13 protein-coding genes and 1 pseudogene are annotated in these 20,887 nt (G+C 60.8%); 9 read left to right on the forward strand and 5 right to left on the reverse strand.

Translation table 11 applies throughout. The features are described 5' to 3' along the window. Positions 1-97 precede the first annotated feature (97 nt). The 7 genes and pseudogenes from M5B42_RS20505 to M5B42_RS20535 form a co-directional block, all read left to right on the forward strand. Positions 98-202 (forward strand): annotated as a pseudogene (locus M5B42_RS20505) (transcriptional regulator); the annotation flags it as partial. A gap of 338 nt (positions 203-540) precedes the next feature. Next, the gene (locus tag M5B42_RS20510) at positions 541-1,332 is read left to right on the forward strand and encodes a DUF2135 domain-containing protein (RefSeq protein ID WP_100944404.1); all 792 of its coding nucleotides are present in this window, start codon (positions 541-543) and stop codon (positions 1,330-1,332) included. Between the two features lie 35 nt (positions 1,333-1,367). Further along, entirely contained in the window at positions 1,368-3,092 is a 1,725-nt protein-coding gene (locus tag M5B42_RS20515; protein WP_248746838.1) for a DUF2138 domain-containing protein, read from the forward strand. Next, positions 3,089-3,739 (forward strand): DUF1175 family protein, encoded by a 651-nt coding sequence (locus M5B42_RS20520; RefSeq protein WP_248746839.1) that lies wholly within the window; start codon positions 3,089-3,091, stop codon positions 3,737-3,739. Before M5B42_RS20515 ends, M5B42_RS20520 begins: the two co-directional genes overlap by 4 nt. Then, a complete protein-coding gene (locus tag M5B42_RS20525) occupies positions 3,736-8,307 on the forward strand; it encodes an alpha-2-macroglobulin (protein WP_248746840.1) in 4,572 nt (1,523 codons plus the stop codon). Before M5B42_RS20520 ends, M5B42_RS20525 begins: the two co-directional genes overlap by 4 nt. A gap of 1 nt (position 8,308) precedes the next feature. Continuing rightward, a complete protein-coding gene (locus M5B42_RS20530) occupies positions 8,309-9,955 on the forward strand; it encodes a DUF2300 domain-containing protein (protein ID WP_248746841.1) in 1,647 nt (548 codons plus the stop codon). 3 nt (positions 9,956-9,958) lie between these two features. Further along, complete coding sequence (locus tag M5B42_RS20535; RefSeq protein WP_248746842.1) at positions 9,959-10,777, forward strand: DUF2135 domain-containing protein; 819 nt, start codon at positions 9,959-9,961, stop codon at positions 10,775-10,777. Between the two features lie 221 nt (positions 10,778-10,998). Here the strand turns inward: M5B42_RS20535 and M5B42_RS20540 are convergent, their stop codons facing one another. The 3 genes from M5B42_RS20540 to M5B42_RS20550 form a co-directional block, all read right to left on the reverse strand. Then, positions 10,999-12,141 carry a DUF3883 domain-containing protein gene (locus tag M5B42_RS20540; RefSeq protein ID WP_248746843.1) on the reverse strand — a complete coding sequence of 381 codons (1,143 nt, stop codon included), beginning with the start codon at positions 12,139-12,141 and terminating at the stop codon, positions 10,999-11,001. A gap of 214 nt (positions 12,142-12,355) precedes the next feature. Continuing rightward, entirely contained in the window at positions 12,356-12,703 is a 348-nt protein-coding gene (locus M5B42_RS20545) for a hypothetical protein (protein WP_248746844.1), read from the reverse strand. A gap of 477 nt (positions 12,704-13,180) precedes the next feature. Next, positions 13,181-14,635: a leucine-rich repeat domain-containing protein gene (locus M5B42_RS20550; RefSeq protein WP_248746893.1), complete on the reverse strand. Its 1,455-nt coding sequence runs from the start codon at positions 14,633-14,635 to the stop codon at positions 13,181-13,183. Positions 14,636-15,023: 388 nt separating this feature from the next. On the opposite strand from M5B42_RS20550, the gene M5B42_RS20555 reads away from it, so the two are divergent. Together M5B42_RS20555 and M5B42_RS20560 are read left to right on the forward strand one after the other, a co-directional pair. Beyond that, a complete protein-coding gene (locus M5B42_RS20555; protein WP_248746845.1) occupies positions 15,024-15,290 on the forward strand; it encodes a helix-turn-helix transcriptional regulator in 267 nt (88 codons plus the stop codon). After that, on the forward strand, positions 15,287-16,624 hold the full coding sequence (locus M5B42_RS20560) for a type II toxin-antitoxin system HipA family toxin (RefSeq protein WP_248746846.1): 1,338 nt from the start codon (positions 15,287-15,289) through the stop codon (positions 16,622-16,624). The genes M5B42_RS20555 and M5B42_RS20560 overlap by 4 nt, the downstream gene beginning before the upstream one ends. 49 nt (positions 16,625-16,673) lie before the next feature. Here M5B42_RS20560 and M5B42_RS20565 read toward each other — a convergent pair whose 3' ends face one another. Continuing rightward, positions 16,674-17,360 carry a response regulator transcription factor gene (locus M5B42_RS20565; protein ID WP_100941570.1) on the reverse strand — a complete coding sequence of 229 codons (687 nt, stop codon included), beginning with the start codon at positions 17,358-17,360 and terminating at the stop codon, positions 16,674-16,676. Beyond that, the gene (locus tag M5B42_RS20570; protein WP_248746847.1) at positions 17,335-20,712 is read right to left on the reverse strand and encodes an ATP-binding protein; all 3,378 of its coding nucleotides are present in this window, start codon (positions 20,710-20,712) and stop codon (positions 17,335-17,337) included. The genes M5B42_RS20565 and M5B42_RS20570 overlap by 26 nt, the downstream gene beginning before the upstream one ends. Between the last annotated feature and the right edge of the window lie 175 nt (positions 20,713-20,887).

Raw genomic sequence — 20,887 nt, forward strand, 5'->3', positions numbered from 1 at the left:
CAATGTCGTATTTTTTATTCATGCACGCCATTACAAATGGCTTAATCCAACAACTTGCCTTCCGCGGTTTTGAAGCCATGGAAAGAGGAACTCAGTGATGAGTGATGAGCGGGAGCAGTTCCAGAAGGATCTGCTGGCCTCAGTCCGGCAGATGAAAGCGGGTAAAGAAGCGCGCGTCACCGGGGTGACATTGACTGCAGCTACCAATGTCGAACGGCCGCTCCGGCAGGTTGATTGGGTGGCATCGTCTACCTGTTTCCTATTGATGCAAGTGCGACGGGGCGATCAGGAAATCCTGCAAGGATAATGGCCTTTCGCCTTGTTTTTCGGCGATTTTTGGTTCAAAAACGACGATCTAGGCTCATTTGATGAGCCACCTCACAAATACCGCTTTGTCTCCATTGTCTAACAACCTTCGAATCGCTAACCTCTGCGGCTTCCCCTACCTGTCATCGACAGGTCTTCTCTGACCGATACCGTGTCGGGGGGGCGCTGTGGATTCCGCGCAGGGTTTTATAAAGCATGGCAAGGAGGCTGTTGATGCGCCGGTTTTTTCCCATCCTGATTGCCCTCTGGGCCACGACCGCCTGGGCCGAGCCCTCGGCCGAGCTTCAGGAACCGACCGGCGGCTGGCGTTACGCAGGTCTCCTCGACCGCAAGGATGCGCCGCAAGTGGCCTATCCCACTCCGCCCATCGACCGTGGCATCCAGCGCAGCCGCACCCCCATCGAAGGCCGGATCAATCCGCCCTCCGGCCCGCGTGAGCCCCATATCCTGTCGGTCAACGGCAACCCCTTGAATCTCTACACCGACGACGCCGGCCGCTTCGTGCGCCCCTATGCCTTCGGTGCCGGCTCCAACAGCGTCGAAGTCCGCAGCTCCACGGGCAAATCCCTCAAGCGCGTGCAGTTCTACGAAGCCAACAAGCAGATCACCCCGGCGCGTATCCGCGTGGTCCTCGGCTGGGACGACCCCAAGGCCGAACTCGACCTGCATATCATCACCCCCGACGGCCAGCACGCCTTCTACGCGCATCCCGCGTTGACCAATGGCGGCGGCCTCGACCCGGACGGCGTCGACGGCCCGGGCCCGGAAATGTTCACCATGACCGCGCCGCTGCACGGCACCTACCTGATTTATGTGAACTACTGGGGCAACTACAGCGCCAGCGACGGCTATAACTTTACCGAGCGCGCCAATCAGAACGAGGTCATCACCTCGCAGATCAACCTGGTGCTCAACGAAAACACCGTCGATGAAAAGCGCGAGAGCTTCACCGTGCCCCTGCGAGCCATCGGCGACCTGCTGCTGGTCAAGACCTTCAACTATTGAACATCCCGCTCCACGGATGAATGGGCTTTGCGAACATGAGCGATAACACAGCTTCCCCGGACGCCGCTGTACCGGCTGCCCCTCAACCTGCCGGCTCGCGCCGTTGGCTGGGCCTTGTGCTCGGGCTTTGCGTGGCCGGTACGGTGGCGGGCGGCCTGGGCTGGTTTTTCCACCACAAGCCGGCCGCCCCGGCGCCGGAACTGGCCCTGGAAAAGCTCGGCGTCAGTCGCCCGGATGCGCTGCTGGAAACCGCGTCGCTGAGCCAGTTGCCCAAGGACCTGCTCAGCGTGCCGTTCCTGCGCGACACCCTGACCGAGGATTTCGTTTTCTACTACGAAACCCACGGCGACCGTCTCGGCCTGATCGGCAGCCTGCGGCGGATCATCTACGAGCATGACCTCAAGCTGCAGGACAACCTGATCGAGCAACTCTTCGACCAGCCGGCGGATATCGCCCTGTGGCGCGGTGCCGATGGTCGGCTCAAGGACTTCCTGCTGGTGATGGACCGCGGCGGCCTGGCCAAACTGCTTGAGCCCCTGGCCCATGTCGCCCTGGACGACACCCAGTTGACCAAGGTCGGCGAAGTGAAAGTCGGCGGCGACAGCGTGCCGCTCTATCGCCTGGCCTACAACGCCAGCAAAGCCCTGCTGTTCGCCTCCCGTGGCGACAAGCTGGTGGTGCTGTCCAACCCGGACAGGCTCTATGAGCAAACCAGCGACGACAGCGAAGTGGCACCGGGCGAGGTTTCGACCCAGGCCCTGGCGGCGTTGCTCAATGGCGACAAACTGTTCCCCGAAGCCTTCGGTCTCAAGCCCCGCGAAACGGTCGTGAAGCAGCGCATCTCGATTGCGTCCAGCGTCCTGGCCATGGGTTACCAGCGCTTTATCCCCAACTTCGCCGGCCTGCGCCTGGATATGGACGACAAGGGCTGGCACAGCTTTCTCGCCCTGGATGAGCAGGACAAAGCCGCCGACTTCGATTTCAAGCCGATCTGGCAAGCCATGCCGGTAGGCGCCAGCGCCTGCGTTGCCCTGCCACTGGCCGCCGAGCAGCAACAACCGCTGTTGGTCAAACTCGGTGCCGACGAGGCCACCGCGAAGAAGCTCACCGAACACATGAGCGGTGCCGCCGGACTCTGCTGGTACGCCGACTCGCGCCTCTATACGCCGTTGCTGGTGGCCAACCTGACCAAGGACAACGACAGCCTCGACGCCGACCTGGGCAAACTCTTCGGCTCCATGGTCGGGAGCAAGGAAAGCAATGTCGACGGCGGTCTGTTCCCTATCGCTGAGCAACAGAAAGACGGCGTCCATGAGTGGAAGCGCCAGGTCAGTTCGAGCTTCGGCCAGTACGCCGCCAAGGAAGCCGAGAACCCCGACGCCATCACCGGCAAGGGTTTCTTCCGCGTAAGCCTGGCGCGACACGGTTCGACCTTGCTGTTCTCCCTGGACGACAAGCTGGTGGACAAGGCCCTCGGCACCCTCGACAAGCACTTCCCGCCGCTGGCCGACGTGCTGCCCAAGGACGTGCTGATGCCGGTCTACCTGGGCCCGGACTCCCTGGCGCAACTGATGCAGCAGGAAACCCTCGACAGCCTGCCCCAGGACATGGAACCGGTGTTCCGCAACGCCGCCCAGACCCACCTGATTCCCAAACTGCAAAAGCTCGCCGGTTTCGGTAAGTATGCCCTGACCCTGCCGGAAGGCAGTGAGCCGGACGGCCACTGGCAGTGGTTGCCTTTGCAATGGCGTGCAATGTGATTCCTCTGTTCAAGAGGTTGGGCTTGCTGGCGCTACTACTGAACACCGCGTTCAGTGCGCCCGCGTTCGCCCTCGAAACACCGCCCCTGGATGTCGAGCAGTCCCAGGTGTTCCGCGCCTGGTTCGTACGCATCGCCCAGGAGCAACTGACCCAGGGCCCGAGTCCGCGCTGGTACCAGCAGGACTGCGCCGGCCTGGTGCGCTTCGCCGCCAACGAAGCGCTGAAAACCCATGACGACAAATGGTTGCGGGCCAATGGCCTGTCCAACCGCTACCTGCCGCCCGAACTGGTCCTGAGCGAGGGCCAGCGCAACCTGGCCCAGCAATGGCAGCAGGGCGGCGGCAAGGTCGGGCCCTACGTCAATGCGATCAAGCTGATCCAGTTCAACAGCCAACTGGTCAGCCGCGACCTCAACCAGGCGCGGCCTGGTGACCTGCTGTTCTTCGACCAGGGCGACGACCAGCACCTGATGATCTGGATGGGCCGCAACATCGCCTATCACACCGGCACCACCACCCCCACCGATAACGGCATGCGCTCCGCCAGCGTGCAGCAACTCATGACATGGAAGGACACCCGATGGATACCCGATGCAACGAACCCCAACTTCATCGGCGTCTACCGGCTGAACTTCCTCTCTCGATGAACGGGTCTCCCATGAAGCGTCTGTTTTCCCGAATGGTTTTCGCCCTGGCCGTGCTGCTGCCGGTTGTCGCCGGCGCCGCCGATGACTCGGTGCCGCCGAGCAACTACACGCCGGTGGCCGGTGAGAGTTTCTTCCTGTTGGCCGACAGCAGCTTCGCCAGCGACGAGCAGGCGTTGGTCCGCCTCGAAGCACCGGGCCGCGACTATCGGCGTTTCCGCATGGAGCCCTACGGCGGCGCGGATATCCGCGTGTACCGCATCGACCAGCCGCTGGAATTCCTCAAGCGCCAGAAAAATCTGCATCGGGTGGTCAGCGACGGCCAGTTCAAGGGTGAAGGGCTGTCCAACACCCTGGCCTACCTGTGGGACAACTGGTACCGCAAATCCCGTCGGGTGATGCAGCGGGCGTTCTCCTACGAGTCGCGCAAGCAAGTGACCGAGGAAGTACCGGAACTGAAAATGGGCCAGGCCATCGCCGCGCCGACCCCGTATGACAACCACCCGCAATACGCGCCGCTGCCCGGCCTGCCACTGGTCAGCCAGTTCCGCTACCCGCTGTGGGACGCCAAACCGATCCAGCCGCCGAAGGGCGTCGACCTGGCCGGCTCCTCCAGCCAGTTCATCAGCGTCGCACCCGGCAACGTCTATATCCCGCTGGGTAAACTCAAGCCGGGCCTGTACCTGGTGGAAGCGCTGATCGGCAAATACCGTGCGACCACAGTGGTGTTCGTCTCCAACACCGTGGCTGTGAGCAAAATCGCCGGCGACGAGTTGCTGGTGTGGGCCGCGCGCAAGCATGAAGGCAGCTCGGTGCCCAAGGTCAAAGTGCTATGGACCGACGGCCTGGGCGTGATGAGCAGTGGCGAGACCGATGCTGATGGCCTGCTGCGCCTCAAGCACGTCAGCCCGGAGCGCTCGTTCATGATCGGCGAGGACGACGAGGGCGGTGTGTTCGTCTCCGAGAACTTCTACTACGACAGCGAAATCTACGACACCAAGCTCTACGCCTTCACCGACCGGCCGCTGTACCGGCCGGGGGATTGGGTATCGATGAAGATCGTCGGTCGCGAATTCAAGAACGCCCGCGACTCTGTCAACCCGACCACCGCCCCGGTGCGCGTCAGCGTGCTGGATGCGACCGGCACCACCTTGCAGACGTTGGACCTGAACCTGGACGCCAAGTCCGGTACCCAAGGCCGCTTCCAACTGCCGGACAACGCCGTGGCCGGCGGTTACGAGTTGCGTTTCAACTACCGCGACCAGACCTACAGCAGCGCCTTCCGCGTCGCCGAGTACATCAAGCCGCACTTTGAAATCTCCATGGACCTGGCCAAGCAGGACTTCCGCACTGGCGAGCCGATCAAGGGCAAATTGCTGCTGCTCTACCCGGACGGCAAGCCAGTGGCCGATGCCCGTGTGCAACTGAGCCTGCGTGCCCAGCAACTGTCCATGGTCGACAACGAGCTGCAATACCTCGGGCAATTCCCGGTGGAACTGACCAGCGCCGAGCTGACCACCGACGACAAGGGCCAGGCCGTGCTTGACCTGCCGGCGGCGGAAAAACCGAGCCGCTACATGCTCACCGTGTTCGCCAGCGATGGCGCGGCGTATCGGGTCAAGACCACCAAGGAAATCCTCATCGAGCGCGGTGCGGCTCGCTATCGCCTGTCGGCGCCGCAGCGTTTCAGTGCGACCGGCGAGAAGGTCGCGTTCAGCTACGCCAGCGAATCCACCGTCGCTCAGCCAAACGCTGGCACGCCGAGCACCTACAGCTGGGTCCGCCTGGAAGACCAGTCCACCGGTAACGGCAAACTCGCTGCCGGCGACAAAGGCTTCAGCGTCACCTTCGACCGTCCCGGCACCTACAACCTGTCGCTCAAGGATGACCACGAACGCATCCTCGGCGCCACCGGCCATTCGGTGACCGGCGATGGCGTGAAAGCCGTGCCCGGCACTGTGGAAATCCTTCTCGACAAACCCGAGTACCAGACCGGCGACGAAGCCCTGGCGCTGATCACCTTCCCGGAGCCCGTCACCGACGCGCTGCTGTCTCTGGAACGCGACAAGGTCGAGGCCACCGCGTTGCTGTCCAAGGGCGGCGACTGGTTGCGCCTGGAAAAAATCAGCGACACCCAATACCGTGCGCGGATTCCGGTGAAGGACAACTACGCCCCCAACCTGACCTTCTCGGTGCTCTACACCAAGGGCGGCGAATACAGCTTCCAGAACGCGGGCCTCAAGGTCACCACGCCGCAGATCGACGTGGCCATCGCCACTGACAAGGACAGCTACCAGCCGGGCGACACCGTCTCGGTGGACCTGACCACCCAGTTCGCCGGCAAGCCGATTCCGGCGCACCTGACCGTCAGCGTGGTGGATGAAATGATCTACGCGCTGCAACCGGAAGTGGCGCCGAGCATCGACCAGTTCTTCTATCACCCACGGCGCAACAACGTGCGCACCAGCGCCAGCCTGTCGTTTATCAGCTACGACGTGGCATTGCCGGGCAGCCCAGGCGCGCCGGGCAAGGCCAACCGTAGCGAGCGTGGTGTGAAAGTGCTGGAGCGGCCGCGTCGTGAAGACGTCGACACCGCCGCCTGGCAGCCGGAGCTGGTGACCGACGCCAACGGCAAGGTGCGTTTCACCTTCCGCATGCCGGACTCCCTGACCCGCTGGCGCATCACCGCCCGGGCCATCGCCGATGCCGGGCAAGTGGGGCAGAAGAACCAGTTCATCCGTTCCGACAAACCGCTGTACCTGAAATGGAGCGGCCCGACCCACTTCCGCAGCGGCGACCAGCCCAAGCTTGGCCTGTTCGCTTTCAGCCAGGCCGACAAACCGGTCAAGACCGAACTGGTGATTCGCTATGCCGGCCAGGAACAGCGCCTGCCGTTGTCCCTGAACAAAGGCATCAACTACATCCCGCTGCCGGCGACCCCGTTGAGCAGTGGCGACTGGAGCGCCGAGCTGCAACAGGATGGCAAATCCCAGGATGCCCTGGCGGTACGCCTGAGTGCAGTGGGTGACGGCTGGCAAGTGACACAAAGCCAGAGCCTCAGCGTAGCCAGCGGCGACACCCCGCTGAGCCTGCCGGCAGATGCCAGCGATATTCGCCTGCGCCTCGACGACAGCCCGCAAGCGCTGTTCCGCGCCAACCTCGACGACCTGCTCAGCTACCCCTACGGCGGCGTCGAGCAGACCGCCAGCCAACTGCTGCCGTTGAGCATCGCCTACCCGGCGCTGTCGGCCAACGCCCAGGTCCGCGATCGTCTGCGCCTGATCATGCAGAACAGCCGCCTGCGCCTGGTCTCGATGGCCGGGCCGGATGCCTGGTTTACCTGGTGGGGTGAAGACGTCACTCCGGATGCTTTCCTGACCGGTTACGCCTATTACGCCGACTGGCACGCCAGCAAGGCGCTGGGCATCAGCCTGCCGCCGGATCACTGGCAGCGGGTGCTGGATGTCTACGGCAAACAGGCTTCGGTCACGCCGTTGCTGCAACGGGCGCTGGTGCTGTCGTTCGCCAAGGACATGCAACTGCCGGTGAACACCCTGCTGAGCGGCCTGATGGACGAACTGGCGAAAGCCGGCGAGGGCGCCGACGCCAACCTGATGGACGATGGCCAGGACAGCGTGATCATGAGCGCACCGGATTCGGCTCTGGGCCTGGCCAGTGCGCGAGTGCTGACCGCCGCCCTGGCCCGCCAGAGCAAAGTTGCCTTGCCGGATGCCTTCAGCAAACAACTGCCCACGGCGGAACAGCGCCTCGGTGCCAGCTCGCAACCGTTCGCCAGCGCCTTGAACCTGTCGATCAAACCGTTCAACGCCGATCTGGCCCAGGACCTGTTGCAGCGCCTGTTGCCGCAGCAATCGACCCTGGAACGCGCCCTGGCTCTGACCTGGCTGCAACGCAGCGTCGAGCAGACTCCGAAAACGCTCACCCTGACCCCGGGCGAAGGTTGGCAAGCGCGGCAGGGCGGGACCGGTGAAAACTACTGGCAATGGCAGGGCGCGGGTATCCCGAGCGTGCTGACCGTGAGCGGTGCACAGGAACGTCCATTGCGGGCCAAACTGAGCTACCTCAGCCAGCAGAAAGTCCCGGACGATCTGCCGGTGCAGATCAAGCGCCGCCTGCTGGAACTGGTGCCGGGCGATGACGCCTACACCTTCAGCCTCAAGGCCGTGGGCGACAAGCCGTTGTCCAGCGACAGCCTCTACCTGGACGAAGTGATCCTCACTACCAAGAGCCCTAAACCGCTGCGCTACGGCATGCTGGAAGTGCCGTTGCCGCCAGGTGCGGACGTTGAGCGCACCACCTGGGGTGTCAACCTCGCTGGGTTGGCCGGTGCTGAAGCGACGCCGTTGGAGAAGGCGCATTTCGAACCGGGGCAGATGGCCTACGGTGTGCCGGTCAACAGCCTCAACGGCGAAGTGCGTCTACGCCACCTGATCCGCTTCTCGCAGAAGGGCCAGTTCAAGCTGCCGCCAGCGCGTTTCAGCCAGATCTATGCGCCAGAGCATCAGGCCCAGGAACAGAAGCCGGCCCTTGGGCAGATCACGGTCGAATGACATGACCCGCCCACTGGCCTGGCTACTGTTGTGCATCGTTCCTCTGCTGGCGACGGCAGAGGAAGCGCCCTTGCGTCTGGCCTGGAAAACCGTCGACGGTTATGAGCTGGTGCAGTTGAACACCACCCAGGTGCTCAATCGCGAGCCGTTGCCGGTGGATCTGCAAACGCCGTTGGGCAGCCTGTGGAAACTCTTCGTCTACGCCTGGTTGGTGGACACCAACCAGCAGGAGCCGGCCTACGACTGTCACGGCCAGGATCACGAGGAAGTCTATTGTTGTACTCCGGGCGGCAGCATTGCCCGGGATGCTGCGTTGGTCCGCTCCTGTGGTTTGTACTTTGATCCCAAGCGTTTGAAGATCGATGACGGCCAATGGCGCGACTACTGGCAAGCACGCCAGGCGCCTAGCTGGCTGCTGAGCTTCAACCAGCTGCAACCGCAAACCCGTGTGCCCGTGGTGCAATTGCTGGAAGCGCTACGCACGCTTCCGGCTCAGGGGACTGCGCGCAAACTGCTGCTGGACGTGGTGCTCAATGCCGCCGATGGTCAGGCTGTGGGACTGTTGGGCGGGCGCGTGCGGATCAAGACCTGGAGCTGGCTTGGCGACCATGACTCGCAGTCACGCCAGGGCGGTTTTGCCGGTTGGCTGGAAGACGGCACGCCGCTCTGGGTGGGTGGTCGTGGTACCAGCCAGATGGTGCTGCGGCATTACTCGGATGTGCTGGGCGGCTTCCTGCCGTCGCCGTCGTCCGAGGATGCCGGGCGTTGCGTGCAGGTCGACTTGTTCTCCCGCTATCCACTCAAAGGCGTCACTCGCGCCGACGGCCAAGCCGCTCCCAGTGGAGCTTTGCAAGGTCACTATAGGGTCGACTTCGCCAACGGCAACCAGTTGGAGATTGAAAGCGCGGGCGAACTCTTCCTGTTGCAGAACGCCGGCCAGCCGCAACTGGTGGCGCGGCTGGATCGCGAGGAATACGTCGCCCGCGTTCTGCAACGCGAAGCCAAGACCGAACCCGTCGAAGCCGCCAAGGCCCTGGCCGTGGCGATCCGCACCTACCTGTTGCAGAACGCTGGCCGTAGTGGCGACTGCCTGAGTATCGACGACAGTAGCGGACGTCAGCGCGTTGCTCCACGTCCGGCCACTGCCGAAGCTCGGGGCATCGCGGCCTGGACCAGCGACCTGGTGTTGGCGGGCAGTCCGGTGACCTATCACTCTGACCAGCCCGGCCCGGACAAGCTGTCCTGGCAACAGGCGGTGGAACAGGCCAACGGCGGCGAGCGTTACGACCAGATTCTCCAGCACGCTTACCCGCGCGCGAGCCTGAGCCGTTGGGACAACCCGGTGGCTTCGTGCGAGCCCTTGCCGGCAGCGCAGGAATGGTTGCTCAAACAGCGTCGCGTGTGGCGTCAGCGTCTGGACCAGGAAGTCGGCTATAACGAATTGAGCCAGTTTGCTGTTTGTCGGGTGTCTTACGGTCGGCCTTACGTCGACCGCGAACGCCAGCGCATCTATGTGCGCGGCGTACTGACCCAACAGGACCGCCTCGACCTGACCCATGAATACCTGCACCTGGCGTTCGAGGCCCATCCGAATGGCCAGGACGAAGATTACGTCGAAGGGCTTGCCCGTCACCTGTTACTGGAATAGGCCATGAAATTGCGCATCTCCACCGTTGTCCTGTTCCTCGGCGCCCTGGTTGTGCTGAACGCGGCCCATGCCGACAGCGGCATCCAGCTCGACACGCCCAAGGGCGGCTGGCACGCCGGCTCCCCGGACGGCGAACATTTCCGCCAGACCGTCAACTACCCGGCCTCGTCGGTCAACACCCCGGCGGGCCAGGCGGACACGGCGCGGATCCGGGGCATGATCAAGGGCGCGCCGAAGAGCGCCAGGGTGCCAGGGAACCTGATCATCAATGGCGTGAGCATGCCGTTGAAGATCGATGAGTCGGGGAATTTTGATCGGCCGTTTTCGTTTCCCACTGGGAGCAACAGCGTTGAAGTACGTAGCCCGGATGGGCAGCAGCGCAAGCGGGTGCAGTTTCTGAATGTGGGCGGTGGGGCTACACCGGCCAAGTTGCGGATTTTGTTGTCTTGGGATACGGATGGCACTGACCTGGACCTGCATGTGGTGACGCCGGATGGCGCGCATATCTGGTACGGCGATCGGGTCGCTCCCAATGGCGCGGCGTTGGATGTGGACGTGACCACGGGTTACGGCCCGGAGATTTTTTCCATGCCCGCACCGATCAAGGGCCAGTACCTGATCTATGTGAACTACTTCGGTGGCGGTTATCGCAGTGACGATGACGAGAGCGGCGGGCAGGAGAATGCCGTGCAGCCACTGACCACGGCGAAGGTCACGGTGATTACGGAAGAGGGGACGGTGAACGAGAAGATGGAGTCGTTCATTGTGCCGATGCGAGCACCGGGGGAGCTGACGTTGGCTCGGCGGTTTAGTTATCCGTAACCGGCCTAATAATCCCTAATCTCTGAAAGGTCTGATATGCAACCGCGGAAGTGACCGCGGAACTCACCGCGGAAGTCGAGGGGAATGTCTTTCGGTTTGTGTTGCTCGTTCAGGGGGAGGGGATAGGCTTTTTCACCATGGAAGTCACCATGGAAGTCACCATGGAAGTCACTGCTAGAGCTGTTTGAAAATTGATTCAGTGCGATTGGCCGGCTGAAAATTTAGCCAACGTAATTTCGAAAGCTCGCCCTGAAATCCAAAGGCTTCAGGTACAACTGATCCGACAGGTCCCCGCGCAGAATGAAGAGCTTTGGCGCGTTACGCAGCTCAAACACCCGATAGAGAAAGAACTGTTGATCCATCTCTTTTGAGAACTGCAACTCGTTGTGGCTGATGATGAAGGGCGCCGCTATTCCATTGTTGGTGGTTTTGACTTCGATGTACCGATGGTCCACTGGTGTATCGAACGACAAAATGTCGAATCCAGCGCCGTCGCCTCGGGTGTCCGATATCCATTCCAGTTGCTGAATCAGATCCGGGTAGCCAGCTTCCTGCAATCGCTGGTGCTCGTAGCCGATGACCCATTCTTCTCCGCTGCGACCCAGTTGTCGGTTGGCTTCGTCACGTGCCGCGAAATTGAGCTTACGGGGTATGCGGATGCGCGATGCGGCTTCGGATGCCTGAAGTAAAGCTTCCTTCTTGGGCGCATCCACCAGCACGGTGCCGGTGTAGGTCTTTTCCCCGGGCGCCTTCACTTCCTCCAGTGCATCAACAACTTTGTGCATGACGCTGCGGTTGTCTGTGACATAGGCCTGAACCGCTTGACGCAGCAAAAGCTGGCTGTTGCCTCGGGGCTTGTAGCCCTGAATAAATGGCAATTCCAGACCGGCCAAAATGGCGCTGATGTTCGAATGCTTGAGCTCCACCGAACCTTTGCTTCGTCCGTTGAGGCGGGTGCGCAATGCGCTGTTGTGTTCGGTTTTGTTGTAGGGGCGCTGTTCCGCTTCAAGCCTCAGCATCTCAAAGTAATCGGCTACGGTCGCATCGACTTCGTCCTGGGACCAGTCCTCTCCGATTCGGATCACCTCGAACCCGAGCGACTGCAATTTGGCCGCGACGGTCGCTTCATTTTCCACAAGTGCTGTCGCGCTCAGTGGGCCGTCAGATGGGAATTGCACTCCGTAGGCAACCGCCACAACGGCTTTGATATCGCACTGTTCGCCATTTCGCGGATTGCGTACCAGGAAGTACCTCGATTTTCCGAAGCCATACCGCTTCAGAAAGGCAGAGCGTCCCAGGGTTGAAAACTCGTCAAAGGCGGCTTGGACGGCGGCAGGGCTTTGCAGTCTGGAGAGATCATTCATTTCGCGTCATGCGCCACTATGTAAGCCAAATCCTGTGAATTTGCAGGAGAGTCTCACATAAAAAGCGAAGTCTTAGAAATGGCTGTCCAGAGAAGGAAAAATATCCTGTTGGCTCGACGAAAAATCTTACGAGCACCTGATGGGGAGAGCTTTCTAGTCGTCAGTAAAAAGGGGGAGCACAGCTCCCCCCTAAATGGTACTGGGCTTGTACCTGTCAGTTTGTTATCCCAGCGGGCTGGTTCTCAATCACGGAATCAACTTGTCGTTGAGCCAACTCAATCAGATGCACCACACCCATCGCCACCTTGCGGTTCGCACCCGTGAGGTTGTCGGCATTTTCATAGGCGGTGGCGGCAGCGGAGTCCAGTATTGAACTGGCGTTGAAGAGGGCTTCTTCGCGGCTTTGCGAGGCAGGGGGCTTGCCTTGTGGTCCTGCGATACCAGGGCGTTTTGGACCGCCGCCCTGAGGCAGCATGTAGTACGCCAAGGCGCGATCAGCGGCTTGGGGGTCAATGCTTTCGATTCCGGAGGTTCCCGGTGGGTTGGGTGTGACTTTGTACATGGCAAATCTCCAATCTCACGGATGGAGCCGTCACCAGTATCGCTACCAAACGATTGGGGTGGCGGCTGTACACAGGTTGGTAGACCGGAAGATTGGAGAAACCGGCGCGCCCGAAGGTGCCCTGCGCACAGCCACCATAAAATGCAGGCAATAAAAAACGCCTGATTCCAAGGGGGCGCTGTGCGCCAATCTATACCGGGCTACCAAACCCGATCACTGATATGCAGTGACGGACTGAAGACTAGCCAGCGAAATTGGCAGGCACAAGCGCTCAGGATTTTCTAGGAAACTTCATTCAAAGGAAAGCGAGTTGTCTTGCTGGCACTGCAAGATCACTGAAAAAACGCAGCTGATTTGACGGTGTTAAAACGCTGAAAGGGCAGTTGGCCGGGAGCGCGAATTCTCCTGCTGGGCCCTCGATTTTCCAGGTACTTAGGACTGATACGACTCAGTGGTTATGTGGATTTCCACGACCTGTCAAATACCAGGCCCAGTCACATGGGCCGGCAATCTGGCCAAGCGATCCCATCCTTCTGCGCTGATCCCTGAGCTGTTCGGCAACCACAATTTTTGTAGCGGCAACTGCTCCAACACGGACACCACGGCTGAAGTGAGCTGCGATTCCCCCGGACCTGCCGCGAGTGTCAGATCTCGCAGTGGCAAATGCGCCAGGTGGGCGACTCCGGCGTCAGTGAGCCAAGGACTTTCATACAACCCGAGACGCTGCAGCGGCAGATCGCGCAGGCAGGCCAAATCGGCGTCGCGTAGATCCAGACCGCTTATCTCCAGTTGCTCCAACGGCAGTCCCAATTCGACGAGCATTCGCAAAGCCTTGCCGTCAATGCCGTGACAAAAACTGAGATTAAGCCGCTTCAGCGGCAGACCCGCCAGTTGTTTCAGTTCCTTCCCGGTGATGTCGTTCAATGAAAGGTCCAGCGATTCCAGCTCCAAACCGCGCAGGTCGGACAATGTATGCGCGTCGATGCCTTGCACATCGGAGAGCCCCAGGCGCTTCAGTGGAAACGCGTGCAGCACATCGAGCCGCTCGATCATTTGCTGTGAAGATTTAAGATCCAGATCGGCGAGTGGCATGCCTTCCAGTTCGGCAATGTCGTCCTCGCCGATATACGAAGATTGCAGCGAAAGCCGTTCGATCGGCAGGCCCTGGATGGCGTGGAGCATGGTGTCGGTTGCGTAACAGTAATCGAGGCTCAGCGAGCGCAATGCGGTCAGGCCGCGGAGCCAGGAAGGGTCCTTCAGGATTGCGCCATTCCAGCCTAGCGATAGCTGCTCGAGTGGATGATGACCCAAGTGCTGCATTCCACGTGAAGTGAGTTCCCCCGCGCGTTCGAATGTGAGTGAACGCAACTTGAGTCGTGACAGTCCGAGCAGGCCGTCGTCGGTGACCTCATCACAACGGTTCAACGACAACTCCTGCAGCGTGCCACTGCCGAGTTGGTGGAGGAAACGGTCGTCGAAGTCTTCGCCGTAGGTTTCCAACTTCAGTCGGCGCAACCGTTCGAGTGACGGGAGGCTGCTGGCGTTGTCATCGCGCGAAAAGCCACTGATTTCCAATGTATCGAGGGCAACGGCTGGCAAACGTTGCCATACAGTCTGATCAAAGCTGAATTTCGGGCTGTTGAGTACCAGCGTACGCAGTGGCAGCCCAGCCAGGGCATCAAGCCCGTCAGGCTCGGCATTCTCCAGCTCGACATGGTCTACGGGCAGTCCACGAAGCTGCGACAACAATGCCTTGGGGCGATTGGTATGCGCGGTGGCGTTCAACTGCGCAACAACAGCGATAGCAGCCGGATCGCGCAGGCCGGCGGCTACTCGTAGACCATCCAGTGAAGCCTCTCCGCTGTCGAGCAGAGCGCGATAAAGCGAAGCACGCGCGGCAATGTCATCGGGTGTGGCAGAGAGTTGGGCCATCAGGGCGTTGCGGTTCAGCACTATTGACGAGTCCGGAGTGAGTGAGCCGAAAGGATTGATGGAAGTATTAGCCAGTGAAGTCAGTCATGTGTCCAGAGGCGGGTGTGAAAAAAGGAGCAACAGCTTCCCTTCATATCATGCTTTTTCGTCAGCTTGCTGCCCCTGAGGGCAGCTCCTCAATCGCCGAAGACTCCAGTCTCCGGGGCGTGATGCTCACGGGCCACATTTTCAAGGGTTTTATGCATTTTTGAGTCTCCTGGGCTACAGTTTATCGCTCAGTCTTGATGTCCAATTAAATCTGCCAGAGCTACTATGAATATTGCGAGCTTGTGCCTTCAGGGCTACAGTAATTGAATGTTTTATCCTTTTTGAGGCTCGGGGGCTACAAATGAGCACCTTGTACGATGTGGCGCATATGCTGAAGGAAGCTCGTCGTGAGGCACATCTCAGCCAGGAGGCGATCGCGAGCCGTGCAGGCGTGGCGCGTTCAACTGTCGCTCGCATGGAAACCTTGGCCAAAGGCGATATGAGTGTTTCGGCTCTGGTGCGATTGCTGGAGGCGGCGGGTTATGACTTGAAGCTGGTGAAGGCAGGCCATCAGCGCACGGTCGAGGATATTCTCGCTGAGCAGCGACAGGGAGTGTTTGAGCGATGATCCTGGATGTCCATGTCAGTGGGAGAGCGGTAGGCAAGCTGTACCGTGAACGGGACGAATACGTGCTGAAGTATTTTCCCGGTACAGACGCGGCAGACTTTGTCAGTTTGACCCTGCCTGTGCGCGAAGAAGCTTGGCGTTGGCCGCGTGACCTCTTTCCGTTCTTTCGGCAAAACTTGCCTGAAGGATATTTGCTGGGCGTTATTCGTGAAGAGTTCGGGCCGCTGCTTGACGGTACTGACTTGTCTCTGTTGGCGGTCATCGGCGGTGCGGGTATCGGTCGGGTTGCGGTGACACCTGAAGGGCTAAAGCCGGGGCTGGAAGCGGATCCGCTGGATATCGGCCACCTTTTGACAGCTGAAAATACCTCCGAACACTTCGCCAAACTGGTCCGTCGCTATGCTCGGGCGGCGATCTCGGGAGTGGTCCCCAAGTTCATCGCCCAACAGGCCCGGGCAGGCGATCTACCTTTGGGTAAACCCACGTTGCGCACCGGATTTCACATCATCAAAGGATCGGATGACAACACGCCTTATCTGGGCTTCAACGAGTTTTACACCATGCGGGTACTGGAACGTCTGAATACCGTTCCGGTTGCTAAATGCCGTATGTCAGATGACGGCCGCGTGCTGGTCGTGGATCGCTTCGATGTTGATGAATACGGCGTACCGCAATGGGGATTGGAAGATGCCTGTGGGCTGTTGGGCTTGCCACCCCACGAGAAGTACGCAACCACGATGGAAAGAGTCTGGAATGCCACCCGGGCCTATGTTGATGCACAACACTTGCGTGAGCAGCGAGAGCATTTCGGTTGGCAACTGCTGAGTAACTATGTAGTACGTAACGCAGACTGCCACGCCAAGAACATCGCGCTTTATTACACGTCGCGAACCGATGTGGCCTTTACGCCGGTCTATGACCTGGTCACGACTCAGGCCTATCCGCGTTTCGCGGATAATGCGCCCGGGCTATCTATCGGTGGGCGTCAGACCTGGACTCCAGGGCGAACACTGGAGATGTTCTTCAATGCTCGCCTTGGCATCGCCCCGCGTCGTTACGCCGAAATGGTCGAGCCGCTGTGTGAGTCAGCAGTCGCGGTGGGGGTCGAAGTTATCGAGGCGGCGAAGAACGAGCCCGCGTGGCGAGATGTTGCCAAGCATATGGTGCATGCCTGGAACGATGGCATGGAGTCATTACGTAGTCAGAAATCAGCTCCGCACTTGCGAGGGTTGGAGGCAGCCATTACGGGCGCGGGATTCTCAGGTCCTCGGCCGCCAGAGCGACATCGGGAACAGATTGGCCGCTCTGAGTTGTTGGCGCCTAAAAAGCGTTAGGGATATTGGGTTCACTGGCCTCGGTCTCCGGGTGACTGTTGTCAGAGCCCTACATCCGCCGATGCTCAGTCATCGCCGACAGCACCACCGAAGTCGCCGCCGTACGTGTCTCCACCCCCAGCTTGATATACACATGTTCCAGATGCTTGTTCACCGTACGCGGGCTCAAGTCCAGGATGGTGCCGATATCGCGATTGGTTTTCCCACAGGCCACCCAGCGCAACACTTCCACCTCACGACCGGTCAGTTGAAAGCGCGCCGACAACACCTGGCTGGCCGGTCCATCGTTCAGGCTCAAGGCCGCCACTGGCTGTGACGCCGCCCGCGCCGAATGCAGAATGCGTGAGGTGCGCAAATGCGCCGCAACCCGAGCCAGCACCTCATCGATCTGAATAGGCTTGGTCACGTAATCACTGCCACCCACCTCAAACCCCTGCACCACATGCCGACTCTCCGTCAGCGCCGTCATAAACAGCACCGGAATATCAGCACTCTCCGGCTGCGCCTTGATCCGCCGACAGGTCTCAAACCCATCCAGCCCCGGCATCATTGCATCCAACAGAATCAAGTCCGGACGCCGCCGCTCAATCCGGTTCAACGCACTCAACCCATCCAGCGCCACCAGCACCATATAACCGGCATCGTTAAGCGCATCGGAGAGCAGGGCGAGGTTATCCGGCGTGTCATCCACAATCAGCACGACACCGGGTTCAGCGACTGTGGTCAGTGCATTCATCTTCTGCCTCCTTGAGGGTGCGGTTGATTTCGTCCAGGCGAAAGTTCTTCAGCAGTTTGCGGATCGACCCAATAAAAGCCGCTGTGTCCGGCGCTTCAGCCTGGATGCTGTCGAGCTTTTCCTGCAAGCCACGGACATAGCCGATGGCGCTGAGTTCGCCGAGGGCAACAAGGTCAGGGTGTGAGGGCAAGACCCAGGGTTCGGGGAGTGCCACCGGCGCCGGCTTTTCACGCCGCACCCAATGCAGATCAAGTTGCTTCTGAATCCTCTCCAGCAACTCCGGCGTGCGCACCGGTTTGGCCAGGTAGTCATTGCAGGCGCTGGCCAGGTTGCGCTCGTCGCTGAAGGCATTGGCCGAGATCACGATGATTGGCACCGTGGACAGCGCATTGCGGCGGATCAGGCGGCTGGTTTCCCAGCCATCCATGGTCGGCATCGACAGGTCCATCAGAATCAGGTCCGGCCCCAGCAACGCCACCTGACGAATCGCTTCCTGGCCGTTGCTGGCCTGCACTACTTCGAAGCCCAACGGTGTGAGCATGCCGTTGAGCACCTTGCGATGGTCCACATGATCGTCCACCACCAGCACCCGGCGTCGTGGTCCCTGGTAGCCGATGATGTCGTGCTCGACATGGACCACGGCCTGGGGCGCGCGTACCTGGGAGAGAAACAGCCGCACCTGGAAGCAGGTGCCCTTGTCCTGCTGGCTCCTGACCTGCAATTCGCCGCCCATCAGCGAGGTGAGCATGCGGGTGATGGTCAGGCCCAGGCCGACGCCCTTGTCCTGGCGCATCAGGTCGCCGCGTTCGAACGGCTGGAAGATCCGCTCGATATGCTCGGGATCAATGCCGATACCGGTGTCGATAATCTCGAAGTTCGCGGTTTCGCGCATGTAGCTGACCCGCAGGCAAACCTCGCCGCTGTCGGTGAAGTTGACCGCATTGCCCAGCAGGTTGATCAGGATCTGTCGCACACGTTTTTCATCGCCACGCACCACCGCCGGCATCTTGCCGATCAGTTCCAGGCGAAAGCGCAGACCCTTTTCCTGGGCCTGAGGAGTGAACATCAGTTCCAGGTCATGGATCAGTTCCGGGAAAGGAATTTCCGTCAGTTCCAGGCGCAGTTTGCCGGCCTCGATCTTGGCCACATCGAGCAGTCCGTCGATCAGTGACAGCAGGTGCGAACCACTGCGCAGAATGGTCGCCAGGGCATCCTGGTGCTGTTCCGGCATGGCCGCGTCGCGCTGCAGGTTCTGGGTAAAACCGAGGATGCTGTTGAGCGGCGTGCGCAGTTCATGGGACAGCCCGGTGATATAGCGACTCTTGGCCGCATTGGCTGCCTCGGAGGCTTCCTTGGCATCTTGCAACGCCTGGTCGGTGACACGGTGGGCGGCGATTTCCTGCATCAGTAATTGGGTCTGGCGAGTCGATTCTTCCTGGGCCACATGGCGGCTTTCCCGGGTCAGGACGATCCACCAGGCGAGGATAGCCGCCAACATCGAGAGGGTCAGGAAGGCCTTGAAAAACGCCTGGTACAAGGTCGCCGAATGAGGCAAACCCTGGGAAGCCTGGCCGTAAATCAGCGCCAGGGCGCCGCTGAGCATCAGGATCAGTACCAGCAGTAGACCGAGGTAATGCATCAACCGGGTGTGCAGGCGCGGCACCATGGTGCTGGGCAATAACCATCGCAACAGCGACTCGAACTGCGCGGACAGGCGCCCCTGGGGTTTGCAGCGATCGCCGCAACGCGCATCCAGCGAACAGCACAGCGAGCAGATGGGCGTGCTGTAGGCCGGACAGAACGCCATATCCGCGACTTCAAACGGATTACTGCACAGACCACAGGTGACCTGCGTACTCGGTTGCACCGGCCGCAGCAGCAATGGGTCGCTGGTGCGGGCGATGTAATAGCGGCTGCCGGTGCCCCAGGCCAGCAGCGGAACCATGATCAGCGCGGTACCGAGGGCGACAAAGGGTGGCGCGGCCTGGGCCAGGGCACCGAACAGTCCGAAGTGGGCAAGGATCGACAGCAGCGAGGCAATCACCATCGAGCCGACGCCCACCGGGTTGATGTCGTAGAGGTGGGCGCGCTTGAATTCGATATGTTTCGGTGACAGTCCCAGGGGCTTGTTGATCACCAGATCCGCGACCACCGAACCAATCCAGGCGGTGGCGATATTGGCGTAGAGACCGAGCACCTGGTCGATGACATCGAACACCCCCAGCTCCATCAGCATCAGTGCAATCGCCACATTGAACACCAGCCACACCACGCGGCCGGGATGACTGTGGGTGACCCGGGCGAAGAAGTTCGACCAGGCCAGGGAGCCGGCGTAGGCATTGGTCAGGTTGATCTTCATCTGCGAGACGAACACGAACAGCACCATCGCGCCCAGTGCCCACTCCGGCGAGGAGAACACATAACGGAAAGCCACCAGGTACATCTGCGTCGGTTCGGCGGCGCGCTCCATGGGGATTTCGTGTTGCAGGGCGAGAAAGGCCAGGAAGGCCCCAGCGGCCATTTTCAGGGCACCGGGGATGATCCAGCCGGGGCCGGCGCAGAGCAGGGCGGCCCACCAGCGTTTGCGGTTGGCCGAGGTTTTCTCCGGCAGAAAGCGCAGGTAGTCGACCTGTTCGCCGATCTGCGTCACCAGCGAAAGAGCCACGGTACAGGCCGCACAAAACTCCAGCAGATTGAAGTCACCACCGCTGGAGCTGCGACCGAGGAAGCTGGTCCAGTCGCTGAAGGCCTGGGGATTTTTCACCAGCACAAACAGGTAGGGCAGCACCAGCAACACCAGCCACAGCGGTTGGGTCCAGAGTTGCAGGCGGCTGATCAGCGTCACCCCGTAGGCCACCAGCGGGATCACCAGCACGGAGCAGATCACATAGGCGAAGGCCAGCGGGATATGGAAATACAGCTCCAGGGCCAACGCCATGATCGCCGCCTCCAGGGCGAAAAACAGGAAGGTGAAGCTGGCGTAGATCAGCGAGGTGATGGTCGAACCGATATAGCCGAAGCCGGCGCCGCGGGTCAGCAGGTCCATGTCGACGCCGTAGCGGGCGGCGTAGTAGCTGATGGGCAGGCCGGTGAAGAAGATCACCAGGCTCACCGCGAGAATCGCCCAGAAGGTGTTGGTGAACCCATAACTCAGGGCCAGCACTCCGCCGATCGCCTCCAGGGCGAGGAACGACACCGCGCCCAGGGCGGTGTTGGCAATGCGCAGTTCCGACCACTTGCGAAAGGACTTCGGCGTGTAGCGCAGGGCGTAGTCCTCCATGGTCTCGTCGGCGACCCAGCTGTTGTAGTCGCGGCGGATCTTGGCGATGCGCTGGGTGCCGGGTGGTAGCACGGTGAAAGACTCCTGCGGTCAAGGCGCTCCGTGCCTGGCGTTGTAGTGGTGAAAAATTGAGCAATTTTCATGCCCCAGGCTGGCGGGCCGCACCAGCGGTTACCCGTGCGCGTGCCTGCGCGTGAGGCGGTCAGGTGGCACGGGCCTGGGGCGCTAGCCTGCGCCAGCTTGGTGC

It is taken from the genome of Pseudomonas sp. MWU12-2037 (assembly GCF_023242345.1).
GTDB lineage: Bacteria > Pseudomonadota > Gammaproteobacteria > Pseudomonadales > Pseudomonadaceae > Aquipseudomonas > Aquipseudomonas gingeri_D.

Coding starts and splice junctions, on each gene's coding strand:
- M5B42_RS20515 (WP_248746838.1), top strand. CDS start 1,368: ATGAGCGATAACACAGCTTCCCCGGACGCCGCTGTACCGGCTGCCCCT.
- M5B42_RS20550 (WP_248746893.1), bottom strand. CDS start 14,635: ATGGCCCAACTCTCTGCCACACCCGATGACATTGCCGCGCGTGCTTCG.
- M5B42_RS20530 (WP_248746841.1), top strand. CDS start 8,309: ATGACCCGCCCACTGGCCTGGCTACTGTTGTGCATCGTTCCTCTGCTG.
- M5B42_RS20560 (WP_248746846.1), top strand. CDS start 15,287: ATGATCCTGGATGTCCATGTCAGTGGGAGAGCGGTAGGCAAGCTGTAC.
- M5B42_RS20565 (WP_100941570.1), bottom strand. CDS start 17,360: ATGAATGCACTGACCACAGTCGCTGAACCCGGTGTCGTGCTGATTGTG.
- M5B42_RS20525 (WP_248746840.1), top strand. CDS start 3,736: ATGAACGGGTCTCCCATGAAGCGTCTGTTTTCCCGAATGGTTTTCGCC.
- M5B42_RS20510 (WP_100944404.1), top strand. CDS start 541: ATGCGCCGGTTTTTTCCCATCCTGATTGCCCTCTGGGCCACGACCGCC.
- M5B42_RS20540 (WP_248746843.1), bottom strand. CDS start 12,141: ATGAATGATCTCTCCAGACTGCAAAGCCCTGCCGCCGTCCAAGCCGCC.
- M5B42_RS20555 (WP_248746845.1), top strand. CDS start 15,024: ATGAGCACCTTGTACGATGTGGCGCATATGCTGAAGGAAGCTCGTCGT.
- M5B42_RS20545 (WP_248746844.1), bottom strand. CDS start 12,703: ATGTACAAAGTCACACCCAACCCACCGGGAACCTCCGGAATCGAAAGC.
- M5B42_RS20535 (WP_248746842.1), top strand. CDS start 9,959: ATGAAATTGCGCATCTCCACCGTTGTCCTGTTCCTCGGCGCCCTGGTT.